Raw genomic sequence first — 21,839 nt, 5'->3', positions numbered from 1 at the left:
ACAGCTTTCGATACACTATTGAACGACGGAGCGACGTGTAGACTCAGCGTGTCCGCTTTGTTTCGTCAAAGTGATTGATTTGCCCCAGCTTGCCTGTGCAATTACGTTATTTTAGCGCGAGTTCAACTGGACGGTGCCGTTTAATGTTTCGAGGTTTCCCGGTCGCCTACAAGCGTCTGAGAGCCGGCCGTAGTCAGGTTACAGTAAGGTAAGGCGCCATTGCGGCTCTGCATGGTGCAGGCCACAACCATTCTACTCGCAGCTCGCTGCGCCTGCCTTGCTACCGCTCATTAAGCGCGACATTCCGCTTTTTATGCCGTCATATGAACAATTCGCCTCCCTTGATAACCATGAAATGCTGCGCCCCGGGTTCTAACATGAGGGAACCGACTACTCATCCTTCGCACCCTCCCAGTTGGCTTGAAAAGAAATATAGCCATACATCACAACCTTGAGACCGACGGAGTCTCGCCCTGGTGGCGACTTAACCGGAGCGATCCTAGGTGGCCTTCGATGCTTTCGCTGGGCGCTTCGAGGGAGCGGTGGTGACGAGACTTTGATCGGGTCGGCTTAGGAAAACCAAACCTGTCCTAAACAAGAATACCCATTAAGCTCAGTCCAGCGCTTCAGTCTGCCCGTAAAACGGCCAAAGCGGCACCAATCAATCTTACAATCACCATCAAATAACCCATTACATAGGCCAAATGGTTTAGGTCGGTGCGAAGCCATGGGGGACTCTTGGCATACAGCCCACAAACCAACCATTGATATCTTGGTAAAGAAGACTAGTATCAACTGGAAAATATTCGAGACGCCTGTACATTTCACATGTAACGCTCAAACTGATCTACACAGTCTTTCCGAAGACAATAATCTCAACTATTTCCCTATGCAGAAACGGCTGAAGATCACGCCCAGCAGATCGTCAGGCGAAAACTCGCCCGTGATGCTCGACAGCTGCACCTGCGCCAGGCGCAGTTCTTCCGCAAACAGGTCCAGCGACTGGTCGTCCTGCGCCGCGTGTTCGGCGGCGATGTCCAGGTGCTTGCCGGCCGATTTGAGCGCGATCAAATGGCGTTCGCGCGCCAGGTACAGCGATTCTCCCGTCTGCTGCCAGCCGGCGATGCGCAGCAGCTCGGCACGCAGCAAGTCGATGCCGATGTGCTCGTGCGCGGACAGATACACGTGGGTGGCGTCGGGCAGGCTGTCGACGCTGGGCTTGTGGCCCGACAGGTCGATCTTGTTCCACACGCGCACCACCGGCACGCCTTCCGGGAAGGCGGCGACGATGGTTTCATCGGCCAGGGTCGGGCCGTGGTCGGCATCGAGCAGGTGCAGGATCACATCGGCCTTGCCGATCTCGCCCCAGGTGCGTTCGATGCCGATGCGCTCGACGGCGTCGATGGTGTCGCCCGCGCTGCGGATGCCGGCCGTGTCGATGATGTTGAGCGGAATGCCTTCGATCTGGATGGTTTCGCTGACCTTGTCGCGCGTGGTGCCGGCGATCGGCGTGACGATCGCCACGTCGGCGCCCGCCAGCGCGTTCAGCAACGATGATTTGCCCACGTTCGGCTGGCCCGCCAGCACGACATTGAGGCCTTCGCGCAGCAGCGCGCCCTGCGCCGCCTGCGCAAACACTTTATGCAACGCTGCGATGACGGCTTTCAATTGGCCGCGCGCATTCGATTTTTCCAGGAAGTCGATTTCCTCTTCCGGGAAGTCCAAGGTCGCCTCGACCAGCATGCGCAGTCCCGTCACCTGTTCGACCAGCGCGTGGATGGTGTTCGAAAACGCGCCCGACAGCGATTGCGAAGCGGATTTGGCGGCAGCTTCCGTGGAGGCATCGATCAGGTCGGCCACGGCTTCGGCTTGCGCCAGATCAAGCTTGTCATTCAAAAACGCGCGGCGCGTGAATTCGCCCGGCTCGGCCAGGCGCAAGCCGCTGTCCTTACCCGCTTCCAGCACGCGCGCCAGCAGCAACTGCAGCACCACGGGGCCGCCGTGACCCTGCAATTCCAGCACGTCTTCGCCCGTGTACGAATGCGGGCCCTTGAAATGGATGGCGATGCCTTGGTCGATGATGGCGCCGTCGCTTTCCGTGAATGGCAAATAGGTGGCGTGGCGCGGTTTCAGCGCCTGCGCGCCGAACAGGGCCGTCATTAACGGAGCGAGGTTTTTGCCGGAGGCGCGTACCACGCCGATGCCGCCGCGCCCGGGAGCGGTGGCGATGGCGGCGATAGGGGAAGAGTCGAGTTTCATGGGGATATTGTAGATTATTCGGGGAAGGCTGCAGGAGCCGCGATATTTTCAGCGACAAACCGGGTGCACATGAAGGGGGTCAGTGGAAAACCGGCAAAACCCACTTTTTTTGACATCGTAGCCACTGGGTAGGATGTCAAAAAAAAGCCCGCGCGAGGCGGGCTTTCTGTTCGCTGGCCGGACTTACTTGACGGCAGGCGCGTATTTCTTGGTGATCACCCATTGCTGGCCGATCGACAGGACGTTGTTGACGACCCAGTAGAGTACCAAGCCCGACGGGAAGAAGAAGAACATCACCGAGAATGCCAATGGCATGAACAGCATCATCTTCGCTTGCATCGGATCGGCCGGGGCCGGGTTCAGCTTGGTCGTGATGAACATCGAGATCGCGTACAGCACGGGCAAGATGCACCATGGGTCATGCTGGGCCAGGTCGGTGATCCAGCCGATCCATGGCGCGCCGCGGATTTCCACGGACGCGTTCAAGACCCAGTACAGGGCGATAAAGACGGGCATCTGGATCAGGATCGGCAGGCAGCCGCCCAGCGGATTGATCTTTTCCGTCTTGTACAGCTCCATCGTGGCCTGGTTCATCTTTTGCGGATCGCCCTTGAAGCGTTCGCGGATCGCTTGCATCTTCGGCGTGACCAGTTTCATCTTGGCCATGCTGCGGTAGCCGGCGGCCGACAGCGGGAAGAACAGCAGCTTGATCAGGATCGTGAAGGCGATGATGGTCCAGCCCCAGTTGCCCAGCACGCTGTGGATCTGTTCCATGACCCAGAACATCGGCTTGGCGATGATGGTCAGCCAGCCATAATCCTTGACCAGTTCCAGGCCAGGCGAGACGTTTTCCAGCAGGTGCGCGATTTGCGGACCCGAGTACAGCTTGCTGTCCATGCTGGCCGAAGCGCCTGGCGCCAGGGTAGGCAGGGGCAGCACGTTGCCGATGGCGTACAGATTGGGGCCGACCTTCTTCGTGAAGATGTCGCGCTTGGCGTTCTCAGGCGGAACGAAAGCGGACACGAAGAAGTGTTGCGAAATCGCAAACCAGCCGCCATTCGCCGTCGCCGGGTGCAGGCCCTTCATGGCGTTGTCGTTGCCCTTCTTCTCGTCTTCCAAGGCTGCTTTTTCGATTTTCTCGAACGTCAGCTTCTGGTACTTGTCTTGCGGCGTGTACAGGGTCGGGCCCGTGAAGCTGCTGTTGAAGAAGGAGTCGCCGACCGGCTTGTTGCCGTCATGCGTCAGTTGCAGATACAACTGCGGCGTGACAGGGGCCGCGCCCACGTTGGACACGTCATGGCGCACGTCGATGACGTAATCGCCGCGCTTGAAGGTAAACGTCTTGGTCAGCTTGACGCCGCCTTCGACCGCTTCCATTACCAGTTGAATTTGCTTGCCATCGGCCAGGGTACGCACGCCAGGCTGCACGGTGAAACCGCTCGCATGGGTAGGGAAGGGACCGCCGACCAGGCCCGATTGCGCCAGGTAGGTGTGGTTCGCGCCTTCGTCGAACAGCACTTCGTTTTGCTTGCCGTCGTCCGGCTGGCATACCTTGAACAGGCCGAAGCAGCCGCCAAACCAGCCAGGATTACCCGCGCCCTTGAATTTCAGCAATTCCAGACGCTTGACCTGGCCGCCCAGGGTGTCGATATCGACCTTGATGACGTCGGTGGTGATGGTAATCACTTCGCGCTTGAACGCGGCGGGATCGACAGCGTCACCCGGCAGGGCAGGCACGCCTGCCGCGGCTGGCAAGGCAGCCGTCTTGGCAGGGGTCGCAGGCGCCTTGGCGGTTTGTTCCGTGTTCGCGGAGAACATCGACGGCTTGCCGTTCGAGATCATCCATTCGTTCCAGAGAATTACCAGCGAGACGGAAAACACGATCCACAGGATGGTACGTTTATTGATATCCATTAGGGTATTTGTCAGGAGTGGTTGCAACCGCAAGCGGTCGTTGAAGATTGTTTGCAATCGGCCGGCGGCACCGGGTCGACGCCCCCTTCATTCCAGGGGTGGCAACGGCACAGGCGCTTGGCAGCCAGCAGGCTGCCCTTGGCAGTACCGTGCACGCGCAGCGCTTCCATCGCGTAATGCGAACAGCTCGGATAGAAACGGCAATTCTGTCCCAGCATGGGGCTGATCAGCAACTGATAAGCGCGCAGCAGGAACAGCAGCAGGGTTTTCATGGCGCGGATGGTGGTGGCGCAGCAACAGAACGGGCCTGGGCGGCGATTTGCGCCGCGAACAGGCGGCTCAATTCCTCGCGCAGCTCGGCTTTGAGCTGGGTCGTGGTGGCCGGACCATCCTTGCTGTTGACGGCGCGCGACAAACGCACCACGCAGTCGACCGGCGGCATCGCGCTGTTGCGAAACAGCTCACGCGTGACGCGCTTGATCGTGTTGCGGGTCGCCGCGCGCGGCGCGAAACGCTTGGCCACAACGACGCCCAGCCGCGCATGCGGCAATTGATTGTGTCGGGTGTACAGCACAAAATGCGCTGTTTTTTGCGAAGGGCGCAAACGAAAAACGGATGAAAATTCATCCGTTTTAACGATACGCCGAACGCGCGCGAAGTCGTGTGAACCTTCGCGTTGATTGCCGACTGGAGTACAGCTAGCCACGCGATCAGCTGTCAACGACAAGCCTAGACGGCCAGACGTTTGCGGCCCTTTGCGCGACGTGCGTTGAGCACATCACGGCCACCACGGGTAGCCATACGAGCGCGGAAGCCGTGCGTACGCTTGCGGCGAACGACGGAAGGTTGGTAAGTACGTTTCATGTTGGTCTCGCTAAAAACAAAAAAAATGCAAAATCGGGTCTGACGTCCCGTCAGTTTTTGGTGCCAATGACAATCGCGCACTTATGCCAAGGCACAAGCTGGCCAATCTCATCGCCCGCTTAATCCACGCTTAGTCCATATTGTCGTTCCAAATGAATAAACACGGAATACGGGCGGGGAACCCTGAATTATTCAGCATATGCCCCCCTCTTGTCAAGGATTGCCGTGATCACCCAGAAATTTGCGCGCCGCCCCCCATCTGCCGGCAAGGCCCCGCCACAGGCCGCGCCAGCACTGCCTGTGACGGGATAACCGGGGGATAAGTCGCCTCTTATGCACACGGCGCCCCACCCCGCCACACAAAAATAACAGCCGTGCCTGTGGATAACTTTCGCAGTCGGGAGTAGAATAGCGCGTTACGTGTGGCGAGCCCTCGCGCGACGCCGGCCTTGCAACACGGTGAACGCAGGGCAGAATCGATACGCCCTCCCACACCTTTTCACATAGACATACATGGATAATTTCTGGCAGGCCTGTTCCGCGCAGTTGGAACTGGAGCTGACACCGCAACAATTCAGTGCGTGGATCAAACCGCTTATCCCTCTCGATTACGAAGAGGGCAAGCTGCGCATTGCTGCGCCCAATCGCTTCAAGCTCGATTGGGTCAAGACCCAGTTCGCCAGCCGCATCACTGCCCTGGCCATTCAGTACTTCGAAGCGCCGACGGAAGTGCAGTTCGTGCTCGACCCGCGCCTGGCCTTGCCGAAGAAACCCGTCACCGCCAGCACCCCGGCCAGCGATCCGAATGGCGGCGCGCCCAGCGCGCGCGCCGCGGAGCCGCAGCCGAGCGTGCCGGAACTGAGCATCGGCGCCGCGCCGCGCCGCGAGCAGAGCCGCATCAACACCGACCTGACCTTCGACAGCTTCGTGACGGGTAAGGCCAACCAATTGGCGCGCGCCGCCGCCATCCAGGTGGCGAACAATCCGGGCGTGTCGTACAACCCGCTGTTCTTCTACGGCGGCGTCGGCCTGGGTAAGACCCACTTGATCCACGCCATCGGCAACCAGGTGATGGCCGACAATCCGGGCGCGAAGATCCGCTACATCCACGCAGAACAGTACGTTCGCGACGTAGTGACCGCTTACCAGCGCAAGGGTTTCGACGACTTCAAGCATTACTATCACTCGCTCGACATGCTGCTGATCGATGATATTCAATTCTTTGGCGGCAAGAGCCGCACGCAGGAAGAGTTCTTCTATGCCTTCGAGGCATTAATTGCCGCAAAGAAACAGATCATCATCACCTCGGATACGTATCCGAAGGAAATCACGGGCATGGACGACCGCCTGATCTCGCGCTTCGACTCGGGCCTGACGGTGGCCATCGAACCGCCGGAACTGGAAATGCGCGTGGCGATTCTGTTGAAAAAAGCCAAGCAGGAAGGCGTGACCTTCTCCGACGACGTGGCGTTCTTTGTCGCCAAGCACTTGCGTTCGAACGTGCGCGAGCTGGAAGGCGCGCTGCGCAAGATCCTCGCGTATTCGCGTTTCCATGGCAAAGATATCACCATCGATATCGTCAAGGAAGCGCTAAAGGACTTGCTGTCGGTGCAGAATCGCCAGATTTCCGTGGAAAACATCCAGAAAACGGTGGCCGACTTCTTCAATATCAAGGTTGCCGACATGTATTCGAAGCGCCGCCCCGCGAATATCGCCCGGCCGCGCCAGATCGCCATGTACCTGGCCAAGGAATTGACACAGAAGAGCCTGCCGGAAATCGGCGAGCTGTTCGGCGGCCGCGACCACACCACGGTGCTGCATGCCGTGCGCAAGATCGCGCTGGACCGTACCAAGAACCCGGAATGCAACCATGAATTGCATGTGCTGGAACAAACGTTAAAAGGCTAAGCGCCGCTTGGGCAAGGCTGGCTCAAAACGTGCTTTACCCTTATTATCTGGGAGAGCGCCGCAGCCGGCCTGCCGGGGCTCCCCTTGCAATGATTGTTAAATTACTACGTTAAACTTCATACCTATACATTGAGGATAAATATGCAATTGGTCAAAACCACCCGAGATACCCTTCTCCGGCCACTGCAGATCGTGAGCGGTATTGTCGAGCGTCGGCACACTATGCCGATTCTGGCCAATATCCTCATCCGCAAAGACGGTGAAAATGTCTCCTTCCTGTCGACCGACACCGAAGTGCAGATCACCACGCACGCGGAAATCGGTTCCGGCGCGGACGTCACCGGCACCACCGTGGCCGCGCGCAAGCTGCTGGACATCCTGCGCGCCCTGCCCGAATCGGGCGACGTCACGATGACCCTGCTGAACAAGCGCCTGACCGTGCAAACGGGCAAGTCGCGCTTCGCCCTGCAAACGCTGGCGGCGGAAGAGTTTCCAACCGTGCAACAAGCGGAAAGCTACAACGCGTCCGTCACCCTGCCCCAGAAAACCTTGAAGCACCTGTTCAACATGGTGCATTTCTCGATGGCGCAGCAAGACATCCGCTACTACCTGAACGGCTTGCTGCTGGTTCTGGATGGCAATAATGTGATCGCCGTGGCCACCGATGGCCACCGCCTGGCGTTTTGCCAGGTGGCTACCGAGCAGACGTTTGCTCGCCAGGAAGTGATTATTCCGCGCAAGACCATCATCGAACTGCAGCGCCTGCTGGAAGAGAACGATGAGCCGGTGCAACTGGACATCGCCGCCAACCAGGTGAAACTGACCTTTGCCGACATCGAGCTGATCTCGAAGCTGGTGGAAGGCAAGTTCCCCGACTACACGCGCGTGATTCCTAAAGGCTACAAAAACGACTTCACCATCGGCCGCGATGAACTGCTGCGCTCGCTGCAACGTGCCGCCATCATGACCAGCGACAAGTTCAAGGGCGTGCGCTGCATCATCACCCCGGGCAGCATGAAGATCAGCTCGACCAATGCGGACCAGGAAGAAGCCGTCGAAGAGCTGGAAATCGACTACGGCGGCGATTCCGTCGACATCGGTTTCAACGTGACGTATCTGCTGGACGTGCTGAACAACCTGAAATGCGAATACGTCAACATCGCGCTGGGCGACTCGAACTCGTCCGCCCTGATCTCCATCCCTGACAACGCGGACTTCAAGTACGTTGTCATGCCGATGCGCATTTAAGCGTAACCCAATGCAAAACTGGGGTCTGATCCGACAGGGTCAGGCCCCGCAATCAGCAATCGTTATTTGAGAAAGCAGTCCATGTCCGAGAATCCACAAGACACCCCGATCCAGGCCAAAACGGAAGAATACGGCGCCGCCTCCATCCAGATCCTGGAAGGCCTGGAAGCCGTACGCAAACGCCCGGGCATGTACATTGGCGACACCTCGGACGGCACCGGCTTGCACCATCTGGTATTCGAAGTGCTGGACAACTCGATCGATGAATCGCTGGCCGGCCACTGCACGGAAATCCACGTCACCATCCACAGCGACAATTCGATCTCGATCACCGACAATGGCCGCGGCGTGCCGACCGGCCTGAAAATGGACGACAAGCACGATCCGAAGCGTTCGGCGGCGGAAATCGTCATGACCGAACTGCACGCGGGCGGCAAGTTCGACCAGAACTCGTACAAAGTATCGGGCGGTTTGCATGGCGTGGGTGTGTCCTGCGTCAATGGTCTGTCGAAATTGCTGAAACTGACCATCCGCCGCGATGGCAAAGTGCATCACATGGAATTCGTGCGCGGCGTGCCGCAAGACCGCCAGATCGTCATGGTGGGCGACATCGCCACCTCGCCGATCAAGGTCATCGGCGAAACGGACAAGCGCGGCACCGACGTGCATTTCTGGGCCGACGAAGAGATTTTCACGCACGTGGAATTCCACTACGAAATCCTGGCCAAGCGCATCCGCGAACTGTCCTTCCTGAACAATGGCGTCAACATCAAGTTGTCGGACCAGCGCACGGGCAAGGAAGAAGTGTTCGCCTTCGAAGGCGGCACGCGCGGCTTCGTCGAATACATCAACAAGGCCAAATCGGTCTTGCACCCGACCATTTTCCAGGCCACGGGCGAGCGCATGTCCGACCAGAACACGAACATCTCGGTCGACGTGTCGATGCAGTGGAACGATGCCTACAATGAACAGGTGCTGTGCTTCACGAATAACATCCCGCAACGCGACGGCGGCACCCACCTGACGGGCTTGCGCGCGGCGATGACGCGCGTGATCAACAAATACATTGATGAACACGAGTTCGCCAAGAAGGCGAAAGTGGAAATCAACGGCGACGACATGCGCGAAGGCTTGACCTGCGTCCTGTCCGTGAAAGTGCCGGAACCGAAATTCTCGTCGCAGACGAAAGACAAGCTGGTGTCGTCGGAAGTGCGCGGCCCCGTTGAAGAGATCGTCGCCAAGACCCTGGCTGATTACCTGCAAGAAAAACCTAACGACGCCAAGATCATTTGCGGCAAGATCGTCGAAGCGGCGCGCGCCCGCGAAGCGGCCCGCAAGGCCCGCGACTTGACGCGCCGCAAAGGCATCATGGACGGCCTGGGCCTGTCGGCCAAGCTGGCCGACTGCCAGGAAAAAGACCCCGCCCTGTGCGAACTGTACATCGTCGAGGGTGACTCGGCAGGTGGCTCGGCAAAACAAGGGCGCGACCGCAAGTTCCAGGCGATCCTGCCGCTGCGCGGTAAAGTCTTGAACGTGGAAAAAGCCCGTTTCGAAAAAATGCTGTCGTCGGAGCAGATCACCACCCTGATCGCCACGCTCGGCACCTCGATCGGACCGGACGAATTCAACGTCGAGAAACTGCGCTACCACCGCATCATCATCATGACCGATGCGGACGTCGACGGCGCCCACATCCGTACCCTGCTGCTGACCCTGTTCTACCGCCAGATGCCGCAACTGGTCGAGCGCGGCCACATCTACATCGCGCAACCGCCGCTGTACAAGGTGAAGGCGGGCCGCGACGAGCGCTATCTAAAAGATGACGCCGAGGAAGCGAGCTACATGATGACCGTGGCGCTGAACACGGCCGTGCTGGTGCCGCGCGAAGGCGCGGAAGGCATTTCCGGCGAAACGCTGACGGAACTGGTGCGCAAGTTCAACCTGTCGAACACCATCATGACGCGTCTGACGCGCGTCATCGACCGCGCCGCCCTGACGGCCATCATGACCGGCGTGCAACTGGACCTGTCGACCCTGGACCTGGCGGAAACCTCCGCCCTGGCCCTGCAGACGGCCATCAACGACAGCGCCGTGCGCGTGCATGTGCGTTCCGACGACTTGTCGGAAAAACACAAGCTGCACATCGAGCGCATGTACCACGGTAACGTCAAAGTGACGGCCATCGACGCCGACTTCGTGCAAGGCCCGGACTACGCCGTGCTGAGCAGCGGCGCCGCCACCTTCGAAGGCTTGATCGGCGAAGGTGCGTTTGTCCGCCGCGGCGAAGGCGAGCGCATCAAGGAAATCGCCGTGGTCGATTTCCACCAGGCCATGCAATGGCTGCGCGACGAAGCCGAACGCACCGTCTCGAAACAGCGCTACAAAGGTCTGGGCGAAATGAACCCGGATCAACTGTGGGAAACGACGATGGACCCGACCGTGCGCCGCTTGTTGAAGGTACAGATCGAAGACGCCATTGCGGCGGATCAAATCTTCACGACCTTGATGGGCGACGACGTGGAGCCACGCCGCGCCTTCATCGAAAACAACGCGCTGCGCGCGGGCAATATCGACGTGTAAGCCAGCTTCCCTGGTTTGCGTGACTGCCGAGGCGGCCCTCTTCAGGGCCGCTTTTTTTATGCCTGCCAGAATCCTGCCGCCCTATTGACATACTTGCTTTAAGCAAGCAATAATCTGCCACAAGCAAGTAAATGGAGGTGTCACATGCAGGCGGATCAACTCGGCGAACGCACGGAGATCGTGCGTCGTTTCAACCGTTTCTATACGCGCCAGATTGGCGTGCTGCATGAACACTTGCTGGACAGCGCATTCTCTCTGACGGAAGTGCGCATCCTGTATGAATTGGCACACCGGGAGCAGCTGACCAGCGCGGACCTGTGCCGCGAGCTGGGCTTGAACGCGGGCTATCTGAGCCGGGTCATTGCCGGGTTCGAAAAGCAGGGGCTGATCGCCAAGACGCGCTCGCCCACGGATGCGCGCGCGGCGCAATTGCAGCTGACCGGGCAGGGACAGCGCACCCTCGCCCCCCTGATCGACGCCTCGCGGCGCGAAGTGGCCGCCATGCTGGAACGTTTGCCGCCAACGGCGCAGCAGGAGCTGGTCGCTGCCATGGAGCAAATCCAGGGTTTGCTGGGGGAACCATCGCCCAGCTATCTCCTGCGCAATCCGCAGCCGGGCGACATGGGCTGGATCATCCACCGGCAAGCCGTGCTGTATGCGCAGGAATATGGCTGGAACAATGAATACGAGGCGCTCGTCGCCGACATCCTCGCCAAGTTCGTGCGGGAATTCGACCCGGCCCGTGAGCGCTGCTGGATCGCCGAGAAGGACGGCAAGGTGATCGGTTCGGTCTTCATCGTGCGCCAGGACGACACGACGGCCAAGCTGCGCCTGCTGTATGTCGACCCCTGCGCGCGCGGCCTGGGCATCGGCAGCCACCTGGTCGACGAGTGCCTGCGCTTCAGCCGCCAGGTCGGCTATACGAAAATGGTATTGTGGACCAACAGCATCCTCACCGATGCGCGCCGCATCTACGACAAGGCCGGCTTCCAGCTGGTCGAGGAAGAGGCGCATCACAGCTTTGGCAAGGACTTGATCGGCCAGGTGCTGGCGCGCGACCTGTGACGACCCGCGCTGCCGCCGCCACATGCCACTGTGGCGGCGGCAGGACAGTGTCAGCCGTTTTCCTCGCCACTCTCCCCACGGCCCCCAAGAAACCAGTACACTAGTTCCTGAGCGCAACTAATTTTGTGCGCGCGCCATGCCGCCTGCCGTTGCCGGGAGGCGTCCCTGCCGCAAGGCGTGTTGTCTGCCTGGACAAATGCAATGTTCACTTCGCGCAGCCTGTCTCCTGCCTTCTATTACCTGTTCTTTTCAGGAGAACGGGAGCAGCAGCAGCGCTTTTTCAAGGAACTGCATTTCATTTCGATAGCCATCCTGACGTTTGGCCTGGCTTGCTGGCTGGTCACGTTCAGCCTGACCTTGCCGCGCGCTTCGCTCGATCATGCGCAGGCGGCGCTGGGCTTGACGGGCATGCTGATCGGGCTGCTGCTGACCGTGTATGCAAAGTCCTTGCAAGCCATCATCGCCAGCGGCACCATCAGCGTGCTGTTCATCGGTTTCAGCTTTCGCGTGCTGATGCTGGGCACGGAAGATCCCGCTTTCTGGGTCTTGCCGCTGGGCGTGATGATCACCCTGACGACGGCGCCCATCTTCAGCGGCATCGCGTATTACCTGGGCGTATCGCTGTGCGTGTGGGCCATCCTGGGGCTGGGGCAGTTTCCCGTGCATGCGGGCCAGGCCGACCAGCATTGGCCCGTGCTGGCCGTCACCATCAGCGTGATCATCGGCCTGGCGCTGAATATCTATTTTCTCGTCTTGCGCATCAACAACTACCGCGCCCAGCGCGAGCTGGCGACCATGGCCTACAAGGATGGCTTGACGGGGCTCAACAACCGGCGCATGTTCACGCAAAGCGCCCGTACCTTGCAGCGCACGGCGCATACGCCCGCGTATTTCCTGATGATCGACATCGACGACTTCAAGCAGATCAACGACGTGTACGGCCATGACGTGGGCGACGAGGTGCTGAAAAAGATCGCCGAGGTGATCGGTGAACTGTCGGGCGAGCACCTGTGCGGCCGCCTGGGCGGCGAGGAGTTTGCCGTCATTTACCTGGGTGAAAAGAACGCCGCCTGCGCCTTTGCCGCGCAGCTGGTCGACAGCGTCGAGGCGGCTTTCGTGCCGGAACGCAAGGTATCCGTCAGCATCGGCATGGCGGAACTGATCAAGGAAGCCGACTTGTCGCACAGCTACCGGCGCGCCGATGAATCCTTATACCAGGCCAAGAAAAGCGGCAAGAACCGCTACGTGCTCAACGCCGCCTGAGCGCCACCGTCCGGCACCGCATCGAGCAGCGCCAGCAAGGCTTGCGGCGCAATCTTCCAGGGATCGCGCCGCTCGGGGTCCACTGCATACCAGCTGTCCTGGGGGCCGATCTTGAGGATGGTCAAGGGGATATCCTTGCTCTCGAAGAAGGCCAGCATGCGGCGGATCAAACGGCTCACCTTGGCGTGCTCGTCCGTATACAAGGAGCCCGTATAGAAACAGCCCTTCTCGCCCATGCGCAACAGTTTGGCCGTGCCGAGGCGCGAGCGGCCCAGATATTTGTGCAGGAACTCGGTCACTGCCTCATCGTCGACGGGAATACTGCAGGAAATAGTGATTTGGGCCATGACAACGGGGGACAGTGATTCAATAGCCAAGCTTAGCAGAAAGAGATTCATTCCTGAAATGCTAAGATCGCGGCCCGCGCATGCCGGCAAGCCCTCCGGCATGGCGTCTCGACAAGGATAGCCATTGAATACCCCAGGAAACACCATTTTCCGCATGCTGTCGCTGTGCGCCGCCCTGTGCCTGCCGCTTGCCAGCATGGCGCAAGCCATTCCTGCCGAGGATGCCGCCTTCGTGGCCGCCACCGTGCCCGTGCCGTCGCCGCCGCTGCGCCTGAGCGCGCATCCCGAAATCCGCGCCGACGTCTTGAAACTGCTCGGCTACGCGCGCGGCAGCTATACGCAGGGCAACACCCTGATCGCGCGCCAGGTGCTCGACAGCATGCAGTCGCTCGACGACATCACGCGCACCATGCTGCCCGACGGACGCTCCGTGCTGGCCTCCATCGATGCCAGCACGCGCGGTGCATGGCGCGCCGCCATGCTGTTCGATCCGCAACGCAAGCTGCTGGCCCTGGGCCTCGTCAACGGCCATTGCCGGGCCGCCATCGGCGACGCCGCTCCAGCCTGCCTGCCGTCCACGCACGCCGTGCTGACGGTGTTCCTGCCGCCGGGCGCAGAGGACGAGATGGCCGCGCCGCTGCTCGTGTGGGCGCGGCAACTGCCGGCCATGCTGGCACAGGCCGCGCCGGAACGGCGGCAAAGCATTGCTGCGGTGGAATACATCACGACCCGCCCCGGCCAGCCCGGCTGGGAAGCGCGCGACGTGCCGCCCGGCTTTCCCGCCAGCTTGCTGCACCTGCTGCTGCCGAATGCGGAACTCAACGGCAGTTCCAGCGGCGGCAAGCGCATCGCGCCGGCGGGCCTGGCCGGTTTGCCCATGCGCACGCCCACGGAAGCGGCCGAGGCGGGAGACGAGCCCCTGCCCGATGCCGACATCACCCTGCGCAGCTATGCCGATTTCCACTGGGTGCTCAACACCTACGCCACGCTGGCCAAGGGTGCGCAAGTAAAAGGCCATGACGACAAGGTCGTGTTCACGGGCAGCGATGCGAGCGGCCGCTATACGGTGACCTTGCGCGAACCCGACAAGGACGATGGCGTCTTCATCACCGTCGCCAGCTGGCGGGATAAATAGGCCTGAGGGGAGTCCAGACAGGGGAAAGCATTGCCATTACGCACAAGAACATGGCATTTTGGCATTTTGCGGTATGATTTCCGGCCGTGCGGCGCGGCCCGATCCCTGCCTTGCCCACCCTGCCCTTCAAGCCAGTCACGCTTGCGTCGCATCCTGCCCTAAGGAATTCATATGTTCGGTTTTAACTTGCGCGTTGCCAAGATGGTGTGGACGGCTTTCCTCATCGCCTTCCTGCTCTTTCTTACCTACAAGGTCTCGTCGACCCTGATCGTCGTGGTCTTTGCCATTTTCTTCAGCTACCTCGTGTATCCGCTGATCGGCCTGCTGGAACGCCATGGCCCGAAGCGCTTGCCGCGCACGGCTGCCATCGGCATCGTCTTCCTCGTGGTGATCTTGCTGGTGGCAATACTGGGCTCCATCTTCGGCGCCCGCATCGAGGAAGAAGCCAGCAAACTCAGCGCGCAATTGCCGACCCTGCTCAAGGGCAATAATTTTGCCGAGCGGATTCCTTTGCCGGAATTCATGGAACCGTTGCGCGCGCGCCTGCTGTCGTTCATGCAGACGCAGCTGAGCAGCGGTACGGGACAAGCCATGCCGCTGGCGAAGGAACTGGGCTTGACCGTCATGCATGCGGCCAGCAACCTGATCTATCTGGTGCTGGTGCCCGTGCTGAGCTTTTTGCTGATCAAGGAAGGCCCGGACATGCGCGACGGCTTGCTGTCCCTGCTGAACCGTCCCAACAAGAAGCTGTGGGGCGCCATCATCGACGACCTCGACATCTTGCTGTCGCGCTATGTGCGCGCCCTGCTGCTGTTGTCGATCGCCACCTTTGTGTCCTACAGCATCGCCTTTTCCCTGATGGGCGTGCCGTACAGCCTGCTGCTGGCCGGTGCGGCCGCCTTGCTGGAATTCATCCCGTTTGCCGGCCCGCTGGCGGCCGCCGTCATCGCCGTGGTCGTGGCCGGTTTCAGCGGTTTCGAGCACGTGTTCTGGCTGATCGGCTTTATCGCCGCCTACCGCTTGTTCCAGGATTACGTGGTCAACCCATACTTGATGAGCGAAGGCGTGGAAGTGAGCCCGCTGATGGTGATCGTCGGCTTGCTGGCCGGCGACCAGCTGGGGGGCGTGGTGGGCATCTTCCTGTCCGTGCCCGTGATGGCGGCCATCAAGATCGTCTTCGTGCGCGCCCGGGCGGCGCTGCAAGCGCGCCATGATGCACTGGAGAAAGCGGAACAGGCGGCAGAGGAAGCGCGCGCCCAGGCCCTCGCCGAGGCGGCGCGCTTGCAGGAACAGGGCAGCAAGGTGGCCCTGGAGCAACAATAATCTAGAATCAACAACGCCTAAAAACCGTAGCGAGCGGCAGCAAGTTGTGGCTGAGAAGCGCAACTGTGCTAGAGCACAGTGAGCATCGCAAGCCGCAAATTGCGACGCGCAGTAGGTTTTTAAGTGTTGTTAAAACTCTTCCCACTCGCCGCTGTTGTCTGCGGCAGGCTTGGCCGGACGCGGTTTGGCGGCGGCAGCAGGGGCAGCGGCGGCACCGGCCGGCGCCAGGCGCAACGCCGGGCGTTTCAAGGCCGTGCTGGCGGAGGCCACGACAGGCTTGCGCAAGGCAGGCTTGGCCGCTGCCGGACCGCTATGGTTGGCGTCGAGCTTGAAAATGCTGACCATTTCGGCCAGCGCCGCCGCCTGCTCCTGCATCGATTCCGAGGCCGCCGCCGCTTCTTCCACCAGCGCCGCATTCTGTTGCGTCACGGTATCCATTTCCGCCACAGCTTGATTGATCTGGCCAATGCCCAGTTCCTGCTCACGGCCGGCGGCGCTGATTTCGCCCATGATGTCCGTCACGCGGCGGATGCTGGAGACGATTTCATCCATCGTCGTGCCCGTCTGGCTGACGAGCGCGCTGCCGGCGCCCACGTTCTGCACCGACGCTTCGATGAGCACTTTAATATCCTTGGCGGCGCTGGCCGAGCGGTGCGCCAGGTTGCGCACTTCCGTGGCGACGACGGCAAAGCCACGGCCTTGCTCGCCGGCACGGGCCGCTTCCACGGCCGCGTTCAGGGCCAGAATATTCGTCTGGAAGGCGATGCCATCGATCACGCCGATGATGTCGGCGATCTTTTTCGACGATTCGCTGATGGTGCCCATGGTATCGACCACTTGCGCCACCAGTGCGCCGCCCTTGACGGCCACGTCCGATGCGGAGACGGCCAGCTGGTTCGCCTGGCGCGCATTGTCGGAATTCTGCTTGACGGTCGAAGTCAGCTCTTCCAGCGAGGATGCCGTTTCTTCCAGGCTCGACGCTTGCTGCTCCGTGCGGCTCGACAGATCCAGGTTGCCCGAGGCGATTTCATTGCTGGCCGTGGCGATGGCGCCGCTGCCGTCGCGCACGCCGCGCACGGTGCTCGACAGGCGTTCCTGCATTTTCTGCAAGCCCGTCAGCAAGGCGCCCATCTCGTCGTGGCGCGTGATGACGATGTCGTTGGCCAGGTTACCGTCGGAAATGGCGCCAAAATGGCGCAGGGCCTGGTCCAGCGGGCCAAAGATGGCACGCAGCAGCAGGATGCTGGAAATGATGGTCAGCAAGGCGCCGACGATCATGCCGCCGATGGCCATGGTCACCTGCGTGTGGTAGCTGGACTGGCTTTCCGCATACATCGCGGCGGCCGACGTGGCCTGGTATTGGGTCAATGTTTCGGCGGCCTGGTCCAGGGTGCGGTACAGCGGCGTCAGCCCCTTCATCATCAAGCCGTCCGCTTGCTCGATGTTGCCTTCACGCAAAGCCTTGCTCATGACCAGCACGCCATTGTTGATATAGTCGCTGCGCTTCTTGTCCATGTCGTCGGACAGGCGCTTTTCGTCCGCGCTTTGCGGCAAGCCCAGGTACACCTTCCAGGACTTGTTGGACGCTTCCAGGAATTGTTCCGCGCGGGCCAGGGTATCCTTGGCATCCGGCGCATCCGGGTGCACCATCACGCGATCCATCGTGAAACGGGCGCGGCCCAGGGCAATTTGCGATTCGCCGATCGCTTGCGTCGATGCCAGCTGATTGCTGTAGACCTCGTTGAGGCTGTTGTTGGCCGATTTCAGGCTGATGATACTCATGATGCCCAGTACGGCGATCAACAAGCCCAGCACACTCATGGTGGCGATCAGGCGCATTTTTATTGTTATGTTCGACAACATGCAGTTTCCTTGGTAAGGGCGCAACCATGCCTGCGCATGCCGGACGAGATAGCGGCAAACGCCAGATGGGCGGGTCACGTGAATTGTTCAGGACAGGTCGATACGGCGTGTGCGGCAGCAGGGGGGAAGGCGGCCCGCGCATATCGTCAGGAGTGCAATACAGGGCAACGAGGTTGAGGTTTCCCGTACTTTTAATTTCCTGACTGCAAGATACAGGGAAAGATTACCAGTAGCAACATCCAGCATGGATTTTCACGATTTGTAACAAGTGGATGATGTTTTTTGCGCAGAACTGGCATTCCGCTGTCGTGCGCGGTCGCGGCGGAATGCCATTTATGTTAAGTAACCCGCAATAAATTATTGTGATTTCTGACCTTCATAACCGGCGCTCTGCGGCGTTACCTACTGCTAGCAGTGCTCGCACTGCGTCGCAGCAGGCGCCTTGCATAGCATCCGGTTCTGTTCGTCATAAATTCACAATAATTTCCTGAGGATTACTTAGTCAACAAGTTAATACATGGTTTCTTCGATTAGCTGGCCATCGTCGCGGAAATACTGGAAGCGGCCCGTTTTCCTACCCATGTCGTAGGCGCCGATCTGCTTCGGTTTTCCGTTCTGGAAATTCTCGATGTTGACACCATGCAACACGCCCTGGTGCCAGTTGCGGTGAAATTGTGGCAATTCGCCATCGGGATAAAACAGGGTTTCCGCGCCATCGCGCTCGCCGTCGACAAACGCGCCCTGGTAGCGCCGCTTGCCATCCGGATAAAAACTCTCCATCGGCCCCTCCAGCTTGCCCAGGCGGTAATGTTCGACCAGTTCCAGCTGGCCATCGGCCCCGTATTGTTCCAACTTGCCTTCCGGTTTGCCATCGAGCATGGTCAGCACTTGCCAGCCGCCGTCCGGCGTCGCCTTCTTCCACGGCCCCTGCTTGACGTCGTCGACATAACGGCCGCCACCGCCAGGTTCGACCCACTGGCCCTGCTTCTTGCCGTTCACATAGTTGCCCTGCCATTGCACCACACCATCGATGCGGCGCTCGCTGGGGCCGTCCAGGCGATCTTTCACGAAATGGTCGTAACCGGTGAAGCTGTGCATGTCCGCTTCGCGCCATTCGGCCACGCCAGGGCTTACTTCCCAACGGCCCGTGCGCTGGCCCTTGAGCATCTGTCCCGTCGTCGTTTCATCGCCGCTTTCATACGTCCATGGTCCTTCCGCTTTGTCGTCGACAAAGGCGCCAGACGAGCGGATGGTGTTCGGCTCTTCGTAGTGCCATACGCCGGTACGCTTGCCGTGCGCATACTGGCCGCGGGCAAACACGCTGCCCACGCAGCAATTCACGTCATATTCGATAAACAAGCCATCCTGGCTGGCGGCAAAATGCTGCGGCTGCGTTTCCCAGGTGATCCACTTGGCGTGATAACTGGGCGCGCGCCCCCCTTGCCAGCCCTTGCCCAGCAGATAGGTGACCGTGAGGAAATGACCATCCTTCTCCTGGAAAGTCTTTTTATAGGCAAATGCGGGCTTATCGGCCGGCTTGCCGGGCAATAACTCGCCATCGATATTGAAATAGCCGACCAGCGTGCCATGGCCATGCTCGATGGCGTCGAACTCGGCCACGCCCGTGGGCGCGTAATCGATGCTGTAGTCGATCAGCTGCAAACGGCCCAGCGCGGCGCGCACCCGCGCTTCATCCATGACCTTGGCGCCGCGCACGAGGCCATCCAGGGTGGGCTGCAGGGCGGCGACCTTGAACATCTTGCCGCCGCTGGATTCGTAGCGGTAGGCATGCAAACCATACGCCGTGCCACTGCCAGCGCTGCGGCTAAGCACGAACGTCGTTTCGCCTTCGCTGTCGAGGTCGACCTGGAACACCGCCGCGATGCTGGCCTTGCCATACTTGTCCAGGTTCATGCGCTTGTCGCTGATGCCCTTGCACTGGCAATAGTAGCCGTTGACTTCGCCGTTTTCCCGCAGGAAAGCCAGCACCACGCCGCCGTCGCGGCGCTCGACAACCTTGGCGGTGGCCATGGGGACGCCTTCATAGAAACGCGCCCCCTGCGCCGGCGCCGCATTTCCCAGCGCCAGCAGCGCCGCCATCGTGCTCATCCAAAATGTTTGCCGCATGTCAACTCCACTGCCGAAAAACCGCCATTATGCATGGCTGTTCAGGCAAGACCGGACACGCGAGGACGCTGGCGCCACAGGGGCCGCTGCACCGTCTGCGCCAGCAGCACGCCCAGCAGCGAAATCCCGCCGCCGACCAGGTGGTACACATGCATGCTTTCGTGCAACCAGACGATGGCCAGCAAAGCCGTCAGCAAAGGCAGCAGGTTGACGTAAATGCTGCAGCGGTTCGGCCCCAGCAGTTTTACGCCTTCGATCCACAGGTAGGACAGCACGATGGACGAACCGATGCCCGCATAGCCGATCAGCGGCAAGGTGGTGGCGTCCAGCCTGGCGCTGCCGGGCGGCAACAGCAGGAACAGCGGCAGCATGCAGGCCAGCGCCGCCAGCGCCTGGCAATAAATGGCTTGCCAGGCGGGAATCGATAAACGCCAGCGGCGCAGCAGCACGCCGTACAAAGCAAAGACCAAGCAAGCCAGCAGCATCAGCGCATCGCCCGCATGCACGCCCTGCTGCAGCAAGGCCAGCACGTCGCCGCGCCCCACCAGGTACAGCAAGCCGCCAAACGACAGCACGCCGCCGGCCGCCATGCCCAGCGTCAGGCGTTCGCCCAGCAGCAGCACGCTGAGCAGGGCCGTCATCAGGGGCGCCAGCGCCGTGACGATGGCCATATTCGTCGCCGTCGTCGATTCGGCGGCGCGGTAGGACAGGCTCTGGAACAGGGCCATCGACATCAGGCCGCACAGGGCCAGCTGCCACCACTGGCGGCGCAGGGCGGCGCGGTTGCGCCACAGGGGACGGGCGATAAACGGCGTCATCACCAGCAAGACCAGCACCAGGCGGTAAAAAGTGATGGCCGTGGGGGCGATGCTGGACGCGGCCAGCTTCGAGACGACGACGTTGCCGGCCCACAGCAGCATCGCCAGGAACGGGTACAGATAGGCGCGCACGGGCATGTGTTACTCCGGGAATAGTTGCGGGGAACCATCATGCCGCAGGCGCGCGGCGCCTTCTCGCGCTAAGATGTCCACACCTATCGCAAAACTGACCCTCTTTCATGGATTGTTCCTCGCCCGCCTTTCAGGAATTGCTGCCCGTCACGGCGCGCGCCATGGCGCTGGCCGTCGACTATGCGCATGGCCACGTGATTTCCGTGCACCGCCACACGCATGCGCAATTGCTGTACGCCATCGAAGGGGTGATGACCATCGAAGCGCAGGGCGGGCGCTGGGTGGTGCCGCCCACGCGCGGCGTGTGGCTGCAGCCCGGCATCGCGCACCAGGTGCGCATGAGCGGCGCCGTGAAAATGCGCACCGTCTTCATCGATTGCGCCAGCTCGCCATTGCTGCCGCGCCATAGTTGCGTGCTCGACATCAGCCCCCTGCTGCGGCAACTGATCGTGGCGGCCGTCGACATCGCGCCCGATTTCACGGAAGGCAGCCGCGACTGGCATCTGCTGCAATTGCTGTTGCACGAGCTCGACAGCCTGCCCGTGCTGCCCCTGTACCTGCCGCTGCCCATCGATGCGCGCCTGCGCGGCATTTGCGCGCGGCTGATGGAGCAACCGGGCGAACAGCAGACGGTGGCGTACTGGGCGCAGGAATTGGCGATCACCGAGCGCAGCCTGCACCGCTTGTTCCAGAAACAGACGGGCATGCGCTTTGGCCAGTGGCGCCAGCAGGCGCGCTTGCTGCGGGCGCTGGAACAATTGGCGCACGGCAGCAAGGTCATCGACGTGGCCATGGACAATGGCTACACGAGCCAAAGTGCGTTCACCGCCATGTTCAGGAAGCACTTCGGCACCACGCCCACCGCGTTTTACCAGGCAAAAGTCATCGCTGCGTAAAAAAAATGCTGCTATGCATCAATAATCATGGGCGATAGCCGCCGCTCTTGTTATCATCGCAAGCCTTATCGCACCGCGCCCATCCTGGCAGCGGTGT

17 protein-coding genes are annotated in these 21,839 nt (G+C 60.7%); 8 read left to right on the top strand and 9 right to left on the bottom strand.

Going from position 1 to position 21,839, the window contains the following annotated elements:
- Nucleotides 1-879 precede the first annotated feature (879 nt).
- From mnmE to rpmH, 5 genes are all read right to left on the bottom strand, one after another.
- Nucleotides 880-2,259 (bottom strand): tRNA uridine-5-carboxymethylaminomethyl(34) synthesis GTPase MnmE, encoded by a 1,380-nt coding sequence (gene mnmE, locus O3299_RS25115; protein ID WP_305063449.1) that lies wholly within the window; start codon nucleotides 2,257-2,259, stop codon nucleotides 880-882.
- 183 nt (nucleotides 2,260-2,442) lie between these two features.
- On the bottom strand, nucleotides 2,443-4,173 hold the full coding sequence (gene yidC / locus O3299_RS25110) for a membrane protein insertase YidC (protein WP_077408891.1): 1,731 nt from the start codon (nucleotides 4,171-4,173) through the stop codon (nucleotides 2,443-2,445).
- Nucleotides 4,174-4,184: 11 nt separating this feature from the next.
- Nucleotides 4,185-4,445, bottom strand: a complete 261-nt coding sequence (gene yidD, locus O3299_RS25105) for a membrane protein insertion efficiency factor YidD (RefSeq protein WP_010401993.1) — start codon at nucleotides 4,443-4,445, stop codon at nucleotides 4,185-4,187.
- Nucleotides 4,442-4,894 (bottom strand): ribonuclease P protein component, encoded by a 453-nt coding sequence (gene rnpA, locus O3299_RS25100; protein WP_305061148.1) that lies wholly within the window; start codon nucleotides 4,892-4,894, stop codon nucleotides 4,442-4,444. Before rnpA ends, yidD begins: the two co-directional genes overlap by 4 nt.
- An 8-nt stretch (nucleotides 4,895-4,902) precedes the next feature.
- Nucleotides 4,903-5,037 (bottom strand): 50S ribosomal protein L34, encoded by a 135-nt coding sequence (rpmH, locus tag O3299_RS25095; protein WP_010401996.1) that lies wholly within the window; start codon nucleotides 5,035-5,037, stop codon nucleotides 4,903-4,905.
- 513 nt (nucleotides 5,038-5,550) lie between these two features.
- Here rpmH and dnaA point away from each other — a divergent pair.
- The 5 genes from dnaA to O3299_RS25070 all read left to right on the top strand — a co-directional run bounded on the left by dnaA (nucleotide 5,551) and on the right by O3299_RS25070 (nucleotide 13,101).
- Entirely contained in the window at nucleotides 5,551-6,945 is a 1,395-nt protein-coding gene (dnaA, locus tag O3299_RS25090) for a chromosomal replication initiator protein DnaA (protein ID WP_034781304.1), read from the top strand.
- A 141-nt stretch (nucleotides 6,946-7,086) separates the two neighbouring features.
- Nucleotides 7,087-8,193, top strand: a complete 1,107-nt coding sequence (gene dnaN, locus O3299_RS25085; RefSeq protein ID WP_034754341.1) for a DNA polymerase III subunit beta — start codon at nucleotides 7,087-7,089, stop codon at nucleotides 8,191-8,193.
- Between the two features lie 81 nt (nucleotides 8,194-8,274).
- On the top strand, nucleotides 8,275-10,773 hold the full coding sequence (gyrB, locus tag O3299_RS25080) for a DNA topoisomerase (ATP-hydrolyzing) subunit B (RefSeq protein WP_099666165.1): 2,499 nt from the start codon (nucleotides 8,275-8,277) through the stop codon (nucleotides 10,771-10,773).
- 144 nt (nucleotides 10,774-10,917) lie between these two features.
- Nucleotides 10,918-11,838 carry a helix-turn-helix domain-containing GNAT family N-acetyltransferase gene (locus O3299_RS25075; RefSeq protein WP_305063448.1) on the top strand — a complete coding sequence of 307 codons (921 nt, stop codon included), beginning with the start codon at nucleotides 10,918-10,920 and terminating at the stop codon, nucleotides 11,836-11,838.
- Between the two features lie 201 nt (nucleotides 11,839-12,039).
- Nucleotides 12,040-13,101 (top strand): diguanylate cyclase, encoded by a 1,062-nt coding sequence (locus O3299_RS25070; protein ID WP_305063447.1) that lies wholly within the window; start codon nucleotides 12,040-12,042, stop codon nucleotides 13,099-13,101.
- Here O3299_RS25070 and O3299_RS25065 read toward each other — a convergent pair.
- Nucleotides 13,080-13,448 carry a hypothetical protein gene (locus tag O3299_RS25065; protein ID WP_305063446.1) on the bottom strand — a complete coding sequence of 123 codons (369 nt, stop codon included), beginning with the start codon at nucleotides 13,446-13,448 and terminating at the stop codon, nucleotides 13,080-13,082. The genes O3299_RS25070 and O3299_RS25065 overlap by 22 nt on opposite strands.
- Nucleotides 13,449-13,572: 124 nt before the next feature.
- On the opposite strand from O3299_RS25065, the gene O3299_RS25060 reads away from it, so the two are divergent.
- Together O3299_RS25060 and O3299_RS25055 are read left to right on the top strand one after the other, a co-directional pair.
- A complete protein-coding gene (locus tag O3299_RS25060; RefSeq protein WP_305063445.1) occupies nucleotides 13,573-14,583 on the top strand; it encodes a hypothetical protein in 1,011 nt (336 codons plus the stop codon).
- A 171-nt stretch (nucleotides 14,584-14,754) separates the two neighbouring features.
- On the top strand, nucleotides 14,755-15,906 hold the full coding sequence (locus tag O3299_RS25055) for an AI-2E family transporter (protein WP_099666152.1): 1,152 nt from the start codon (nucleotides 14,755-14,757) through the stop codon (nucleotides 15,904-15,906).
- A 129-nt stretch (nucleotides 15,907-16,035) separates the two neighbouring features.
- Here the strand turns inward: O3299_RS25055 and O3299_RS25050 are convergent, their stop codons facing one another.
- The 3 genes from O3299_RS25050 to O3299_RS25040 all read right to left on the bottom strand — a co-directional run bounded on the left by O3299_RS25050 (nucleotide 16,036) and on the right by O3299_RS25040 (nucleotide 20,852).
- On the bottom strand, nucleotides 16,036-17,769 hold the full coding sequence (locus tag O3299_RS25050) for a methyl-accepting chemotaxis protein (RefSeq protein WP_305063444.1): 1,734 nt from the start codon (nucleotides 17,767-17,769) through the stop codon (nucleotides 16,036-16,038).
- Nucleotides 17,770-18,279: 510 nt separating this feature from the next.
- Nucleotides 18,280-19,896 carry a toxin-antitoxin system YwqK family antitoxin gene (locus tag O3299_RS25045; protein ID WP_305063443.1) on the bottom strand — a complete coding sequence of 539 codons (1,617 nt, stop codon included), beginning with the start codon at nucleotides 19,894-19,896 and terminating at the stop codon, nucleotides 18,280-18,282.
- 41 nt (nucleotides 19,897-19,937) lie between these two features.
- Nucleotides 19,938-20,852 carry a DMT family transporter gene (locus tag O3299_RS25040; protein WP_305063442.1) on the bottom strand — a complete coding sequence of 305 codons (915 nt, stop codon included), beginning with the start codon at nucleotides 20,850-20,852 and terminating at the stop codon, nucleotides 19,938-19,940.
- Between the two features lie 101 nt (nucleotides 20,853-20,953).
- Here O3299_RS25040 and O3299_RS25035 point away from each other — a divergent pair, with 101 nt between their 5' ends.
- Nucleotides 20,954-21,742 carry a helix-turn-helix transcriptional regulator gene (locus O3299_RS25035; RefSeq protein ID WP_305054724.1) on the top strand — a complete coding sequence of 263 codons (789 nt, stop codon included), beginning with the start codon at nucleotides 20,954-20,956 and terminating at the stop codon, nucleotides 21,740-21,742.
- Nucleotides 21,743-21,839: the final 97 nt, after the last annotated feature.

The sequence above is a fragment of the Janthinobacterium sp. SUN176 genome (genome assembly GCF_030587335.1).
GTDB classification, from domain to species: domain Bacteria; phylum Pseudomonadota; class Gammaproteobacteria; order Burkholderiales; family Burkholderiaceae_D; genus Janthinobacterium; species Janthinobacterium kumbetense.
This window is presented reverse-complemented; position numbering and strand designations above follow the sequence as displayed.

What these genes read in the sequence shown, in the direction of transcription:
- mnmE (WP_305063449.1), bottom strand. Translation starts at nt 2,259, where the DNA reads ATGAAACTCGACTCTTCCCCTATCGCCGCCATCGCCACCGCTCCCGGG.
- yidC (WP_077408891.1), bottom strand. Translation starts at nt 4,173, where the DNA reads ATGGATATCAATAAACGTACCATCCTGTGGATCGTGTTTTCCGTCTCG.
- yidD (WP_010401993.1), bottom strand. Translation starts at nt 4,445, where the DNA reads ATGAAAACCCTGCTGCTGTTCCTGCTGCGCGCTTATCAGTTGCTGATC.
- rpmH (WP_010401996.1), bottom strand. Translation starts at nt 5,037, where the DNA reads ATGAAACGTACTTACCAACCTTCCGTCGTTCGCCGCAAGCGTACGCAC.
- dnaA (WP_034781304.1), top strand. Translation starts at nt 5,551, where the DNA reads ATGGATAATTTCTGGCAGGCCTGTTCCGCGCAGTTGGAACTGGAGCTG.
- dnaN (WP_034754341.1), top strand. Translation starts at nt 7,087, where the DNA reads ATGCAATTGGTCAAAACCACCCGAGATACCCTTCTCCGGCCACTGCAG.
- gyrB (WP_099666165.1), top strand. Translation starts at nt 8,275, where the DNA reads ATGTCCGAGAATCCACAAGACACCCCGATCCAGGCCAAAACGGAAGAA.
- O3299_RS25075 (WP_305063448.1), top strand. Translation starts at nt 10,918, where the DNA reads ATGCAGGCGGATCAACTCGGCGAACGCACGGAGATCGTGCGTCGTTTC.
- O3299_RS25070 (WP_305063447.1), top strand. Translation starts at nt 12,040, where the DNA reads ATGTTCACTTCGCGCAGCCTGTCTCCTGCCTTCTATTACCTGTTCTTT.
- O3299_RS25065 (WP_305063446.1), bottom strand. Translation starts at nt 13,448, where the DNA reads ATGGCCCAAATCACTATTTCCTGCAGTATTCCCGTCGACGATGAGGCA.
- O3299_RS25055 (WP_099666152.1), top strand. Translation starts at nt 14,755, where the DNA reads ATGTTCGGTTTTAACTTGCGCGTTGCCAAGATGGTGTGGACGGCTTTC.
- O3299_RS25050 (WP_305063444.1), bottom strand. Translation starts at nt 17,769, where the DNA reads ATGTTGTCGAACATAACAATAAAAATGCGCCTGATCGCCACCATGAGT.
- O3299_RS25045 (WP_305063443.1), bottom strand. Translation starts at nt 19,896, where the DNA reads ATGCGGCAAACATTTTGGATGAGCACGATGGCGGCGCTGCTGGCGCTG.
- O3299_RS25040 (WP_305063442.1), bottom strand. Translation starts at nt 20,852, where the DNA reads ATGCCCGTGCGCGCCTATCTGTACCCGTTCCTGGCGATGCTGCTGTGG.
- O3299_RS25035 (WP_305054724.1), top strand. Translation starts at nt 20,954, where the DNA reads ATGGATTGTTCCTCGCCCGCCTTTCAGGAATTGCTGCCCGTCACGGCG.